Genomic DNA, 13,859 nt, shown 5'->3' on the forward strand with positions numbered 1-13,859 from the left:
TTGCTGAGAGCGCGAGTATAGCCAATCGGTTCCCGGGAATTTGCGCGGCAATTGGCGAATCTGGTGATCAGGTTTGGAGAAGAGCGCGGCGGCTGGTCTGGCGCAGCCGCAATAGTAGCAATAGCGCGGCGGTACCGAGGCCGATACACAGGCCTGTCCAGTATCCGTACACCCCCCAGTACTGCTCGCCCAGCCAGTAGGCGGTGGTCAGCCCCACGCCCCAGTATGAAACCAGCTGCATATACATGGGCACCCGGGTGTCCTTGTAACCGCGCAGTGCGCCCCACACCATGGCCTGGGTGACGTCCACTAGCTGGAAAGCGGCGGCGAGTAGCAGCAGGTTGCTGGCGATGGCAATGATGTCTGGGTTGTCGGTGTAAGCGAGTACCAACACATGGCGCAGGCCAATCAGTATTACCCCGGTGAACAGTGCGTAGACCAGCCCGCTGCCGACACCGACGATACTCACAAAGCGTGCACGCTTGGGACGGTGTTGCCCCAGAACCTGGGCGGTGCGAATACTCACGGCCTGGGCCAGGGCGAGCGCAACGAGATAGAAGGTGGAACCGATGCTCAGGCCGATCTGGTGAGCGGCGACAATGGTGGCGCCGTAGGAGGCCAGCAGCAGCGTCAGACTGGCGAAAAACGTGACTTCACTGGCTGCGCCAATACAGATCGGCATACCCACCGCCAGCAGGTGTTTCAGGGTGGCCCAGTGGGGGCGCGGCGGCAGCAGTTTCAGATCCAGCGCGCGATACGCCGGGTCCTTGCGCGCGTGCCAGAACAGGGCGATGGCGATACACCAGCACACCAGACTGGTGGCCCAGCCGCAGCCGGCGCCACCCATGGCGGGAATCGGGCCCCAGCCGAACACCAGCAGGATATCCAGGGGGATATTCAGCGCCGCGGCGGCGAGATAGATGCGCATTACTGGTCGCACCTGTGCCATGCCCTCGCAGTAACCGCGCAGGGCGCTGCCAAAGGCAAACGGCAGTACGCCGGTAGCGAGCGCCAGCAGATACTGCACCATCACCTTGCGCACCGGCTCCTCGGTCTGTATCCACTGACTCCACAGGGGCGCCAGCAGCAGCGCGCCGGCCACCAGAACACCGCCGATCAGCGCGATCCAGATTGACTGGCTCATCTGTTGCGCACAGCCTGCCTCGTCCCGCGCACCGCGCAAATTGGCCACGATGGGCGATAGTGCCGCCAGCATGCCCATCAGCACCACCGCGCACACCGCCCAGATACTGGAGCCCAGCGCCAGTCCCGCAAGATCCATCTCACCGGATTGCCCGGCCACGATGGTGTCGGTCACTCCCATGCTCACCACCGCCAGATTGCTCACAACCAGCGGCCCACCGAGGTTGGCGAGGTGGCGCAGCTCCGTGGCTGTGGCGCGTTTGTAGAGTCTGGGCATGGGGTTGGTACAGCTTGGCTAAACTGATTGGAAATTCCGGCCAGCCTGGGCGAATTTTGGGCGGTGAATTCTTGCTGGCAAGAGTGTAATAACACTCCCAGCTTCGCGACCAGGCGGGGCCAGAATAATACGGCGATCAGTGTTGGTTTTAACGGGAGCGGATTATGGATGGGGCGCACAACGGGTTCAATCGGATTTACCGTTGTTTTCTGCACTTGCTGCGGCCCTTCGATGGGTTGGGTCCTCTGGTGTTGCGGCTGTTTCTGGGCCCGATTTTCATTCTCGCGGGCTGGAACAAAATCACCGGCATCGACGATGTGGCGGCCTGGTTTGGCGATCCCGACTGGGGTCTGGGGTTGCCCGCGCCGGTATTGATGGCCTGGCTGGCGGCACTCACTGAGTTTCTTGGCGGTATCGCCCTGGTGTTGGGCTTGGGGGTGCGGCTCGCCGCCATTCCCCTGATGTTTACCATGGCGGTGGCCGCAGCGACTGCGCACTGGCAGTACGGTTGGCACGCCTTGCCGGAGCAGACGCTGACCATGCCCTGGGAGTGGCGTGTGGACCTGATCGAGGAGGGGGTGGAGCGCAAGGAGAAAGCGGTGGAACTGCTCAAGGCCCATGGCAACTACGCGTGGCTGACCGAGGCGGGTAACTTCACCGTACTCAAGAACGGCATCGAGTTTGCGGCCACTTACTTCGCCATGCTGCTGGCGCTGCTATTCACCGGAGCCGGGCGTTATGTGAGCCTGGATTACTGGATTGCCCGTCACCGGGGGCTGTTGCAGGACTGAGCCGCAGATCCGGCAGATTTACCGAGAAATTGCTGTTTGCCGGGCGATAGCTCGCCATTCCCATATAAATGATATACTCGCCGATTATTTAACCCGTTGTCGTGGTCTAGTGGTCACTGGCAGCACCGGGAGAGGCCCATTCCAGTTGGTCGCCCGGCGCAATTAAGCGAGCAATCTTTTGATAGGCAAGTTTTTCCGTCGTTCGTCTGACAAGTCCGAAAGCGCAGCACAGGGGCAAAAAACCGCAGCTTCGAAGCCTGATGCCGCACCGAGTAAGCAATCTGCGCGGGCAGACACCGGCAAAGAAGGCCGCTCCGGAAATGATCGTCCGCGCAACCGGCGCCGCGGCGGAGGGGAGGGCGGTCGCGACAAGCGCAAAGACACCCGCAAGAAGGCCCCTGAAAAGCCCTGGAGCCTGGATGAGTTCCAGGTGCCAGAGCAGGAAGGCAAGGTCCGCTTCCACGATCTGGACCTGCCGCTGCCGCTCATGCGCGCTATAGCCGATCTTGGCTTCGAGTACGCCTCGCCCATTCAGGGCCAGTCGCTCCCTCACACCCTGAACGGCCACGACATGGTGGGCAAGGCTCAGACCGGCACCGGCAAGACCGCCGCCTTCCTGATCACCGTGATCGACGACCTGCTCAAGCACCCGTTTGAAGGTGAGCGCTATGCCGGCGAAGCTCGCTCGCTGATCATCGCGCCCACTCGCGAACTGGTGATGCAGATCGCCGACGACGCCAAGGGGCTGTGTAAATACACGGATCTGGAAATCCACACCCTGGTGGGTGGCATGGATTACCAGAAGCAGCAGACCGCATTGAACGAGCGTTTTGTGGACATTCTTGTGGCCACCCCTGGCCGCCTGCTGGATTTCGTCAGCAAGCGCGATTGTTTCCTCGATCAGGCCGAAATTCTGGTGATTGACGAAGCAGACCGCATGCTGGATATGGGCTTTATCCCCGATGTGCGCCGCATCGTGCGCCAGACCCCGCGCAAGACCCATCGCCAGACCATGTTCTTCTCTGCCACCTTTACCCCGGAAGTAGACGATCTGGTAGAGCAGTGGACTTCTGAGCCGGTGATTGTGGAAATCGAGCCGGAACACGTGGCCACCGATACCGTCACCCAGCATGTCTATCTGGTTTCCGGTGACGAAAAATACCCGCTGCTGTTCAATATTGTGCAGCAGGACGATGTGGAAAGCCTGATCGTCTTTGCCAACCGTCGCGACCAGTGCCGCCGGTTGCACGAAAATCTGGTGGCCCACGGCATCGCCGCGGGACTGCTGTCTGGTGAAGTGGCGCAGAACAAGCGCGTGCGCACACTGGATGATTTTAAAACCGGTAAATCGAAAGTACTGGTAGCCACCGATGTGGCGGGCCGCGGTATTCACATCGACGGCATCAGCCATGTGGTGAACTACACCCTGCCGGAAGAGCCGGAAGATTACGTACACCGAATCGGTCGTACTGGCCGCGCAGGTAAAAGTGGCACCTCCATCAGCTTCGCCTGTGAAGACGACGCCATGCGCCTGGAGCCCATCGAGAAGCTGTTGGGTAACAAACTGAAGTGCGAAGTGCCGCCGGAGGAGCTGTTGGTCAAGCCGCCGAAGGTGCACATCAAGCGCGACTATGGAGATAAAGGCGATCGAGGTAACCGCGGTGGTAATCGTGGCGGCGGTCGTCGCAGCGGTGGCGGCGGCCGTCCACGCCGATAAGTTGTGAAATAAAAAACGCGGGTTGATACCCGCGTTTTTTGTTTCTGCCTGGTTTTTATTGAGCTTTTATCTTTGGGGCCATTTTTTTGTGGCTGGGTCTTGTGGCTTTTCGATGGGGATGCTGTGTCCGTTCGGCCCTTGGCCCGGGTCACCTTCTGCCCAGATTCGTTCTACCCACAAGGCCGTTCCACCCGCTACTGCCGCGGGCATCACGAAGATATTCAGGATCGGCACCATCTTCGCCAGCATCACGCTGCCACCAAACCCCAAGGTGGTGAATTTTTTGCGCATGAGGACACTTTTCAGTTCACTGAAGGAGCGCTGGTGGTTGTCCAGTGGGTAGTCCACGTACTGGATTGCCATGCACCAGGCGCCCCAAAGTGCGCCGAGAATAGCGGGGATGAAAACGGTCCAGCTGGTGAGCAGGGCGATGACGAATATGACGAGGCCCCAGCCGATAAAGTACATGAGTTTGCGCAGTTCCCGGCCGAGGGTGCGGAAGATCATGCTACCCAGGGATTCTGGGGGTGGCGGGTGGCCGGTGAGGAGCTCTTCGACCTTTTCCGCGAGGAAGCCGTTAAAGGGTGCGGCAATGATGTTGGTGATGATGCCGAACAGGTAGCCGTAGACAAAGAAGAACAGCAGTACGACGACGATCGCGATCAGCCACGCGAGCCACTGGAATACGCTGGCAGCCCAGTCTGCCCCTTTGGCTAAAATGGCGCGCCACCAGGACATATCGGAGGTGTCGACGGGGGTATCGGAGAGGAGGCTGCTGATATAGCGCCCGAGGTCGTCGAACTGGCTGATCATCATGGCGCCCAGTGCGATAAACAGCACCAGGTTGATGAGCAGGGGCATGATGATAAACGGGCGCAGCTCTTTCCGGGTAAGCAACTGCGCCCCCCGGATCAGTGCGTGTACGCCATGTGCCGGGTTGGAAGTCATGTTTACTCGGCTCCCGCTGCCTTCAGGATGTCGACGTATTCGGCAGACTGTTTGTGCTCGCCAATACGCGTGAGCAGGGTCTGGCCTTCGGGGCTCTGGCTGTTCAGGTCCAGGTTCTGTTCTTTGAACAGTCGGACGAAGGTTTCAAAGTTTTCTGCCTTCATGCCGCGGTAGGCGCGCTCCAGCAGATAGAAATCCCGGTTGAATCCTTCCGGTGCATCACCGACCAGAAATCCGGCGATACGCTCGTCGTCGAAGACTTCACCGAGGACTTTTTGTTTGTCTTTTTTCAGGCTCACTTGTTAATTCCTTTCGTGGTCTGGTTTTCTATTGTGCCCGTTCCACCTCCGCTCCTTGTCGGGCGGTTTGGTGGCGGCGCTGCCGGAGATGGGTAGAACCACCAATACCTCCGCGCCAAAAATCAGAGCAGAGCGTCCAATTTTTCTTTCAGAATCTTATTGATCATCTGCGGATTCGCCTGCCCTTTGGAGGCCTTCATGATCTGGCCAACAAAGAAGCCCATCATTTTGGGGCGCTTGTCTGGATCGGCATTGCGATAGTTTTCAACCTGGGCAGAGGCGTTCGCGATCACCTCGTCTACCATCTTCTCGATGGCGCCGGTGTCAGAAACCTGCTTGAGTCCCTTGGCCTCAATCACCGCATCTGCGTCGCCGTCACCATTTGCCATCGCCTCAAACACCTGCTTGGCGATTTTGGAAGAAATGGTGTTGTCCTTGATGCGTGCAATCAATCCGGCAAGGTGCTCGGCAGAAACCGGAGAGTCGGCAATGGATTTCTCCTCGCGGTTCAACAGCGCCGCCAGTTCACCCATCACCCAGTTCGCCGCCAGTTTTGGTTCGCCACTTTTAGCAGCGACCTGTTCGAAGTAATCGGCAGTAGCGCGCTCCTGGGTAAGCTGGTCTGCGTCGTAAGCAGACAGGCCGTAATTTGTTTCAAAGCGCGCGCATTTCGCATCCGGCAGTTCCGGCAGCTCGCCGCGAATCTGTTCGATGTAGTCGTCGGTGAGTACCACCGGCAACAGGTCCGGGCAGGGGAAGTAGCGGTAGTCGTTGGCGACTTCCTTGCTGCGCATGGAGCGGGTTTCGTTTTTGTCCGCATCGTACAGGCGGGTTTCCTGTATCACCTTGCCGCCGTCTTCGATCAGGTCGATCTGGCGCTGGGCTTCTACCTTGATCGCCTTCTCGATAAAGCGGAAAGAATTCAGGTTTTTGATTTCGGCACGGGTGCCCAGTTCTTCCTCGCCCTTCAGGCGTACGGAAACGTTGGCGTCGCAGCGCAGTGAGCCCTGGGACATATCGCCGTCGGAAATGCCGAGGTAGGTGACGATGCTGTGAATCTTTTTCAGGTAGGCCACCGCTTCCGCGGCGCTGCGCATATCCGGCTCGGACACGATCTCGATCAGCGGGGTGCCGGCGCGATTCAGGTCGATACCGGACATGCCGTGACCAGAATCAAAAACAGCTTCGTGGAGCGATTTACCCGCGTCCTCTTCCAGGTGCGCATGGTGCAAGCGCACGGTCTTGCTGCTGCCGTCTTCCAGGTGAATCTCGATCTGACCTTCGCCGACGATGGGCTTTTCCAGCTGGGTGGTCTGGTAGCCCTTGGGCAGGTCCGGATAGAAGTAGTTTTTACGCTCGAATACCGAGCGCTTGCCGATACCCGCGTTCATCGCCAGGCCGAACATGACGGCGAACCGGAAGGCTTCTTCGTTCGGGACCGGTAAGGTGCCGGGCATAGCCAGGTCTACTGCGCAGGCCTGTGTGTTCGGGGCGGCACCAAAGGCGGTGCTGGCGCCGGAGAAAATTTTTGATTGGGTGGCCAGTTGTACGTGAACTTCCAACCCGATGACGACTTCCCATTCCACGTCGCGTCTCCTTCTTTATTCTGCTGTCGGGGTTGTTGCAGGGGCAGTTTTTTGGTGCCAGTCAGTGGCTTGCTGGAACTGGTGCGCCACATTCAGCATGCGCGCCTCGTCCAGATAGTTGCCAATGATCTGCAGGCCGACGGGCAGACCGCGGGCGAAACCACAGGGGATGGACATGCCGGGCAGGCCGGCGAGGTTGGTGGCGATGGTGTAAATGTCTTCCAGATACATTGCCACCGGATCGGAATTTTTTTCGCCCAGCTTGAACGCCGGGTTTGGTGCGGTGGGGCCCATGATGACATCGACCTTGTCGAAGGCGTCGACAAAGTCCTGCTTGATCAGGCGGCGCACCTGCTGGGCCTTGTTGTAGTAGGCATCGTAGTAACCGGCGGACAGCGCGTAGCTGCCTACAAGAATACGGCGCTTCACCTCCTCGCCAAACCCTTCGCCGCGGGAGCGCATATACAGGTCGCGCAAGTCGGCGGGGTTCTCGCAGCGGTAGCCGTAGCGCACACCGTCAAAGCGGGACAGGTTGGCGGAGGCTTCGGCAGGTGCGATCACGTAGTAGGCGGGCACCGCAAGGTTGCTGTGGGGCAGATTGATTTCTACCAGCTCGGCGCCGAGCTTTACGTATTCATTCAGCGCTTCCTGTACACGCTCGCGCACTTCGGTATCGAGGCCGTCGCTCAGGTACTCGGACGGCACGCCAATTTTCAGGCCCTGGATACTGTCGTTCAACTTGGCGCTGAAGTCTTCTGCCGGGTGGTCCAGGCAGGTGGAGTCTTTTTTGTCCGGGCTGGCCATGACCGACAGCATCAGTGCGGCGTCTTCGGCGGTGCGGGCAATAGGGCCGCCCTGGTCGAGGCTGGAGGCAAAGGCGATCATGCCCCAGCGGGATACTCTGCCGTAAGTGGGCTTCAGGCCGGTGGTACCGGTCATGGCCGCGGGCTGGCGGATGGAGCCGCCGGTATCGGTGGCGGTGGTGCCGGGCACCAGTTGCGCGGCGACGGCGGCGGCGGAACCACCGGAAGAGCCGCCGGGAATACGTTCGATATCCCAGGGGTTTTTCACCGCGCCGTAGAAACTGGATTCGTTGGAGGAGCCCATGGCGAACTCGTCCATATTGGTTTTACCCAGGCTGACCGCACCCGCCTGCTGAAAGTTGCTCACCACGGTGGCGTCGTAGGGCGGGATGAAGTTGTCGAGCATCTTCGAGCCGCAGCTGGTGCGCACACCAGTGGTGCAGAAGATGTCTTTGTGGGCAATAGGTACGCCGCACAGGGCCGGGGCATCGCCCTGGGCCAGGCGGTCGTCGGCAGCGGCGGCGGCCTTGATGGCCTGGTCACCGGTGACGGTGATAAAACTGTTGAGCTGGCTGTCCAGCTGCTGAATACGCTCCAGCAGGTGGGTGGTGATCTCGACGCTGGAGAATTGTTTGTCGCGCAGGCCGCGGACGATCTCGGCGATGGTCAACTGATGCATTGGAAATCCGGTTTCTTGTCTATTCTGTATTCGCTTGCGAGCTGGTGGGTCAGTCGATGACCTTGGGTACCAGGTAAAGGCCCGCTTCCGATAGCGGCGCCAGGGCGAGGAAGTCTTCGCGGCGATTGGGCTCGGTGACTTCGTCTTTGCGCAGTACCTGTACGGCGTCCAGCGGGTGAGCCATGGGCTCGACGCCGTCGGTATTGACCGCCTGCAGCTGGTCCACCAGTTGCAGTACGTCGCCGAGGCGGCTGCTAACGTCGTCTATGGTTTCTTTGGAAATGGCGATACGGGCCAGTTCGGCCAGCTTTTCAACGGTTTGCGCGTCCACGGCCATGGGGATAGAGACTCCAGCTTCTCAGTGGCTAATGTGTGGCCAGGCCCGGTTTGCAGGGGCTGGCGGGAACAGAAGGAGCGCAAATTTACCATAACTGTGGGGGAAACTCTTTATCCTTATTATTCATCCTTGCCCTGAACCCCCGCCGTTGTTAGAGTTTGCCGATTCTGGCCAGGGCACCATTGCGTCTGGCTTATTTGTCGAAGACCGGACGAAAACGCCGTCCGGAACACAGAATTATTTGCGCGGACTAACTACTCTGTAGCGCTTTCCCCGCCGGGGGCGCTCGGGGGCTCCAGTCGGCGCTCACGGCACCTGACCCAGATTGGGTGTTGTACTTCAGAATTTAAGGTAATCGAATTCCATGTTTAAACGTTTGCGGGGCATGTTCTCCAGTGATCTCTCCATCGACCTGGGTACTGCCAACACGCTGATCTACGTACGCGATCGCGGCGTAGTCCTCGACGAACCCTCTGTTGTCGCCATTCGCCACTACAACGGCACCAAAATCGTGGAAGCGGTGGGTGTCGAAGCGAAGCGTATGCTGGGGCGTACCCCGGGCAACATCACTGCCATCCGCCCGCTGAAAGACGGGGTGATCGCGGATTTCCAGGTCACCGAAAAGATGCTGCAGCACTTTATCAAAAAGGTGCACGAGAACAGCTGGATGCGTCCGAGCCCGCGGGTCCTGGTGTGTGTCCCCTGCCAGTCCACCGAAGTGGAGCGCCGTGCAATCCGGGAATCCGCCCTCGGCGCCGGTGCCCGTGAGGTGTGGCTGATCGAAGAGCCCATGGCGGCTGCCATCGGTGCCGGCCTGAAGGTAGAGGAAGCCAGCGGCTCCATGGTGGTGGATATCGGTGGTGGTACCACCGAGATTGCGATCATCTCTCTGAACGGCGTGGTCTACTCCGACTCCGTACGTATCGGTGGCGACCGCTTCGACGAGGCCATCGTCAACTATGTGCGCCGCAACTACGGCAGCGTCATCGGCGACGCCACTGCCGAGCGCATCAAAGAAGAAATCGGCTGTGCCTACGCCGGCAGCGAAGTGCGCGAAATTGATGTGCGCGGCCGCAACCTGGCGGAAGGTGTACCGCGCAGCTTTACCCTGAACAGCGACGAAATCCTGGAGGCGCTGCAAGAGCCGCTGACCGGTATCGTGCAGGCGGTGAAGAGCGCACTGGAGCAATCTCCCCCCGAACTGGCCTCTGATATCGCCGAGCGTGGCATGGTACTGACTGGTGGTGGCGCGCTGCTGCGCGATCTGGATCGCCTGCTGATGGAAGAATCCGGCCTGCCGGTGATCGTTGCCGACGACCCGCTGACCTGTGTTGCCCGCGGCGGTGGTCAGGCGCTGGATATGATGGACAAGAGCCGTCTGTACCTGGTTTCCAACTGATCCAGGTTTTGTCGCAATAACGGCGGTCTCAGGGATTGTGAGTACCGCCGATTCTCCCGCGCATGGACACGCGCAACAGCCAATAACAACATCATTGCTGAACTGGTCAATGGGGGCCGCCCATTAAACCGCTATTTACCCGAGGCCCGTCGCCGGAATCCCGCATTGTTGTGCTGGGAGCGGTGGCGACTGCGCTGATTCTGATCAATATCTACACCGATTGGCTGGACCCGGTGCGCGAGCGCCTCTCCAGTTTGTCTGCCCCATTTTACTGGCTGACCGATACCCCCTCGCGGGTGGGTGGCTGGGCCGGTGAGCAGCTGCGCACTCGCGACGAGCTGCTGGAAGAAAACAGCCGCCTGCAGCACCAGGTGATGTTACTCGAGCAGCAGACTCAACTTCTCGCCGCCGTCCGCGCGGAAAATACCCAGCTGAAAGAACTGATGAACTCTGCCGAAAGTGTGGACCAGCGTGTGCTGGTGGCGCAGGTGATCGGTGTTTCCCCGGATCCTCTCGAGCATGTGGTGATCATTGACAAGGGGCGCAGTGACGGTCTGCGCCAGGGCACTGCCATCATGGACGCCAGTGGATTGCTGGGGCAGGTGATTGAGGCGGGCAACATCTCCAGCCGGGTGCTGTTGATTACCGACGCCAACCACGCACTGCCGGTGCAGGTGTTGCGCAACAGCGTGCGCGCGGTGGCCGAGGGCACCGGTGACCTCTACCGTCTCAAATTGCGCCATCTGGCCAATACCAGTGATATTCGCGAGGGCGATCTGCTGCTCAGCTCGGGCCTCGGCGGCCGCTTCCCCGCGGGCTACCCGGTGGGAGAGGTGACCGCGGTCAAACGCGACCCGGGGCGCGCCTTTGCGGATGTCGATGTGCAGCCCCGCGGGCGCATGAATCGCAGCCGTTTCGTGCTGGCGGTGATCGATCAGGAGTCCGGTGAAAGTGGTCTGGAGCCCGGGTTTGACGCGGAATTGGATGAGGTGCTGGACAGCGCCCCGGCGCCGCAGGACTGAATTCATGGAAGCCCACAATCGCTGGTTTATCCTGCTGACGATTTTTTTCGCCCTGCTGCTCGCGGTAATGCCATTGCCCACCAACTGGCTCTGGTTTCGCCCGGCCTTCTGTGCGCTGCTGGTGATTTTCTGGACCACCCGAATGCCGCAGGAGCTGGGGGTTGGTTTTGCCTGGATGGTGGGACTGGTGGAAGACCTGGTGACCGGCTCCACCCTCGGCGCGCACGCGCTGGCACTGGCGGTGCTGGCCTATTTCAGCCTGCTCACCTACCGCCGCACCCGCGCATTCAACCCGGGGCAGCAGTTGATGTGGGTATTTGTACTGGTGGGAATCCATCAGTTACTGGGGAACTGGGTGCACAGCCTGGCGGGCAAACCGGTGCCCGGGCTCACTTTTTTGTGGCCGGCGCTCACCACCGCCCTGCTGTGGCCGCTCGTGACACCCTGGTTGCACGTTATGGCTTCGCGATTGCAGATCCGCTGACTCTTTGTGCGTGAAAAGTCGCAAAGCGCAAATTAATGTTAAGTGGCGCACTGAATGCGGTCATTTTTCGAGCGCTGACGCTATAATCAGGCCTTCATTCGACCCCATTCGTCTGTTCGATAACCATAAGTCAATAACCATAAGCCGTGCCAGTGCAACAGTTCGAGACACAAGAGTCCCTTCCAGAGCAGCGTCTGATCCTGGCCTCCGCATCCCCGCGGCGGGCGGAGCTTCTGATGCAGATTGGCGTGACTTTTTCCTCTGCAGCAACCTCTGTGGAAGAGCGCCGCGACCCCAATGAATCTCCTGAGGAGTACGTGCTGCGCCTGGCGCAGGAAAAATCCCGTGCCGGCCTGGCGCTGCTAGACAATCCGAATACCTGGTCCCTTGGGGCCGACACCCTCGGCGTGGTGGATGGTGAAATCCTGGAGAAACCCCGCGACTTCACTGATTTTGCCCGCATGATGCGCCTGATGTCCGGGCGTGAACACTCCGTGCTCACTGCCATCTGCCTGACCGGTGCTGAACAGTCGTTCAGTGAGGTGGTGGAGACGCGGGTGCGGTTTCGCGAACTGGACCGGCGCCTGATCGAGGGCTACTGGAATACCGGAGAACCGGCGGACAAGGCCGGCGGCTACGGCATTCAGGGAATGGGCGCGCTGCTGGTGGCGTCCATTCAGGGCAGTTACAGCAATGTGGTGGGATTGCCGCTGGAGACCCTGGGTGGGTTTCTGGAGCGTGCGGGCATTCCCTACTGGCAATTCGACAAGCGCACTTCCGGCCAGGCGACCGGCCCAGGGATGATTTAGGAGTGATGGCCCAGTGAGCGAAGAATTACTGATTAATGTGGCGCCCATGGAAACCCGCGTAGCGCTGGTGGAAAACGGTGTGTTGCAGGAAGTTTACCTGGAGCGCAGTGCGAGCCGCGGAATTGTCGGCAATATCTACAAGGGCAAGGTGGTGCGCGTGCTGCCCGGTATGCAAGCGGCCTTTGTGGATATCGGCCTGGAGCGGGCCGGCTTTATCCACGCCTCGGATATCGCACCGCTGGATGAAGACGGAATGGAGTCCCGCGAGGGCGAGGTGGCGGACATCCGCGCGCTGGTGCGCGAAGGGCAGTCGCTGGTGGTACAGGTGGTGAAAGATCCCATCTCCAGCAAGGGCGCACGCCTTACCACCCATCTTTCTGTGTCCGCCCGCTATCTGGTGTATATGCCCCAGACCCGCCATATCGGCATCTCCAACCGGATTGAAGACGAGTCTGAGCGCGAGCGCCTGCGGGACCTGGTGGACCTGGCGTCCGCGAAGCTTGCCGACGAAGGCCACAGTGGCGACGGCGGCTTTATCCTGCGCACCGTCGCTGAAGGGGTCAGCGAAGATGAGCTGTTGCGGGATATCCCCTTCCTGTACAAGCTGTGGGTCGAGCTGGAGCAGCGCATCAAGACCGAAAAAGAACCGGCGATCATCTACGAAGACCTGCCGCTGTTTATGCGCGCCCTGCGCGATCTGGCGCGCCCGCACACCGAAAAAATCCGTATCGACTCCCGCGAGGCGCACGCCCGCGCGGCCAAGTTCACCAGCAAGTACGCTCCGGAAATCGCGCCCAGGATCGAGCATTATCCCGGCGAGCGCCCGCTGTTTGACCTGTACGGCGTCGAGGAAGAAATCCGCAAAGCGCTGCAGAACAAGGTTACTCTCAAGTCCGGTGGCTACCTGATTGTCGAGCAGACCGAGGCGATGAGTACCATCGACGTGAACACCGGCGCATTTGTGGGGCACCGCAACCTCGAAGAGACCATCTTTAAAACCAATCTCGAAGCGGCCACCGCCATTGCCCGCCAGCTGCGTTTGCGCAACCTCGGCGGCATCATCATCATCGACTTTATCGATATGCAGGACACTGAGCACCAGCGTCAGGTATTGCGAACCCTGGAAAAATCCCTGGAGCGGGATCACGCCAAGAGCAGTATCACCGGTGTTTCCGAGCTGGGGCTGGTGGAGATGACGCGCAAGCGCACCCGCGAATCCCTCGGCCAGATGCTGTGTGAGCCCTGTTCGGTGTGCGTCGGTCGCGGTACGTTGAAGACCGCGGAAACCGTGTGCTATGAAATCTTTCGAGAGATCATCCGCGAGGCGCGGGCCTACGACAGCGAAAAAATCATGGTGCTGGCCAGCCAGGTGGTAATCGACCTGCTATTGGACGAGGAATCCGCCAATGTGGCGGATCTGGAAGAATTTATCGCGCGCCCCATCCAGTTTCAGGTGGAGCCCATTTACAACCAGGAGCAGTACGACATTGTACTGGTGTGAGTGCATCACCGGCGCCAATTGCGGCGACCGCAACCTGTCCGCCCGTGGCTTCAGGAGGGAATCC

At 59.9% G+C, this 13,859-nt stretch carries 13 protein-coding genes; 7 read left to right on the plus strand and 6 right to left on the minus strand.

Annotated elements, in window-relative coordinates:
- Nucleotides 1-67: 67 nt before the first annotated feature.
- Nucleotides 68-1,420 (minus strand): MATE family efflux transporter, encoded by a 1,353-nt coding sequence (locus tag Q1A74_RS16535; protein WP_299598871.1) that lies wholly within the window; start codon nucleotides 1,418-1,420, stop codon nucleotides 68-70.
- A 164-nt stretch (nucleotides 1,421-1,584) separates the two neighbouring features.
- On the opposite strand from Q1A74_RS16535, the gene Q1A74_RS16540 reads away from it, so the two are divergent.
- Entirely contained in the window at nucleotides 1,585-2,211 is a 627-nt protein-coding gene (locus Q1A74_RS16540) for a DoxX family protein (protein ID WP_299598874.1), read from the plus strand.
- Nucleotides 2,212-2,389: 178 nt separating this feature from the next.
- On the plus strand, nucleotides 2,390-3,928 hold the full coding sequence (rhlB, locus tag Q1A74_RS16545) for an ATP-dependent RNA helicase RhlB (protein ID WP_299598877.1): 1,539 nt from the start codon (nucleotides 2,390-2,392) through the stop codon (nucleotides 3,926-3,928).
- Nucleotides 3,929-3,994: 66 nt separating this feature from the next.
- On the opposite strand, the gene cysZ is transcribed toward rhlB, so the two are convergent.
- The 5 genes from cysZ to gatC all read right to left on the minus strand — a co-directional run bounded on the left by cysZ (nucleotide 3,995) and on the right by gatC (nucleotide 8,580).
- Nucleotides 3,995-4,876, minus strand: coding sequence for a sulfate transporter CysZ (cysZ, locus tag Q1A74_RS16550; RefSeq protein ID WP_299598881.1), 882 nt, complete (start codon nucleotides 4,874-4,876; stop codon nucleotides 3,995-3,997).
- A gap of 2 nt (nucleotides 4,877-4,878) precedes the next feature.
- Complete coding sequence (locus Q1A74_RS16555; protein WP_299598884.1) at nucleotides 4,879-5,175, minus strand: PA4642 family protein; 297 nt, start codon at nucleotides 5,173-5,175, stop codon at nucleotides 4,879-4,881.
- A 122-nt stretch (nucleotides 5,176-5,297) separates the two neighbouring features.
- Nucleotides 5,298-6,761 (minus strand): Asp-tRNA(Asn)/Glu-tRNA(Gln) amidotransferase subunit GatB, encoded by a 1,464-nt coding sequence (gatB, locus tag Q1A74_RS16560; RefSeq protein ID WP_299598887.1) that lies wholly within the window; start codon nucleotides 6,759-6,761, stop codon nucleotides 5,298-5,300.
- 15 nt (nucleotides 6,762-6,776) lie between these two features.
- Nucleotides 6,777-8,243 (minus strand): Asp-tRNA(Asn)/Glu-tRNA(Gln) amidotransferase subunit GatA, encoded by a 1,467-nt coding sequence (gatA, locus tag Q1A74_RS16565; RefSeq protein WP_299598890.1) that lies wholly within the window; start codon nucleotides 8,241-8,243, stop codon nucleotides 6,777-6,779.
- Between the two features lie 49 nt (nucleotides 8,244-8,292).
- On the minus strand, nucleotides 8,293-8,580 hold the full coding sequence (gatC, locus tag Q1A74_RS16570; RefSeq protein WP_299598893.1) for an Asp-tRNA(Asn)/Glu-tRNA(Gln) amidotransferase subunit GatC: 288 nt from the start codon (nucleotides 8,578-8,580) through the stop codon (nucleotides 8,293-8,295).
- A gap of 364 nt (nucleotides 8,581-8,944) precedes the next feature.
- Here gatC and Q1A74_RS16575 point away from each other — a divergent pair, with 364 nt between their 5' ends.
- The 5 genes from Q1A74_RS16575 to rng all read left to right on the plus strand — a co-directional run bounded on the left by Q1A74_RS16575 (nucleotide 8,945) and on the right by rng (nucleotide 13,795).
- Nucleotides 8,945-9,979 carry a rod shape-determining protein gene (locus Q1A74_RS16575; protein ID WP_043318714.1) on the plus strand — a complete coding sequence of 345 codons (1,035 nt, stop codon included), beginning with the start codon at nucleotides 8,945-8,947 and terminating at the stop codon, nucleotides 9,977-9,979.
- A gap of 170 nt (nucleotides 9,980-10,149) precedes the next feature.
- Nucleotides 10,150-11,001: a rod shape-determining protein MreC gene (mreC, locus tag Q1A74_RS16580; protein WP_299598899.1), complete on the plus strand. Its 852-nt coding sequence runs from the start codon at nucleotides 10,150-10,152 to the stop codon at nucleotides 10,999-11,001.
- 4 nt (nucleotides 11,002-11,005) lie between these two features.
- On the plus strand, nucleotides 11,006-11,485 hold the full coding sequence (gene mreD / locus Q1A74_RS16585) for a rod shape-determining protein MreD (RefSeq protein ID WP_299598902.1): 480 nt from the start codon (nucleotides 11,006-11,008) through the stop codon (nucleotides 11,483-11,485).
- Nucleotides 11,486-11,637: 152 nt separating this feature from the next.
- Nucleotides 11,638-12,294 (plus strand): nucleoside triphosphate pyrophosphatase, encoded by a 657-nt coding sequence (locus Q1A74_RS16590; protein WP_299598905.1) that lies wholly within the window; start codon nucleotides 11,638-11,640, stop codon nucleotides 12,292-12,294.
- A 13-nt stretch (nucleotides 12,295-12,307) separates the two neighbouring features.
- Nucleotides 12,308-13,795, plus strand: coding sequence for a ribonuclease G (rng, locus tag Q1A74_RS16595; protein ID WP_299598908.1), 1,488 nt, complete (start codon nucleotides 12,308-12,310; stop codon nucleotides 13,793-13,795).
- Nucleotides 13,796-13,859: the final 64 nt, after the last annotated feature.

The sequence above is a fragment of the uncultured Microbulbifer sp. genome, from assembly GCF_947504145.1.
Classification (GTDB): domain Bacteria; phylum Pseudomonadota; class Gammaproteobacteria; order Pseudomonadales; family Cellvibrionaceae; genus Microbulbifer.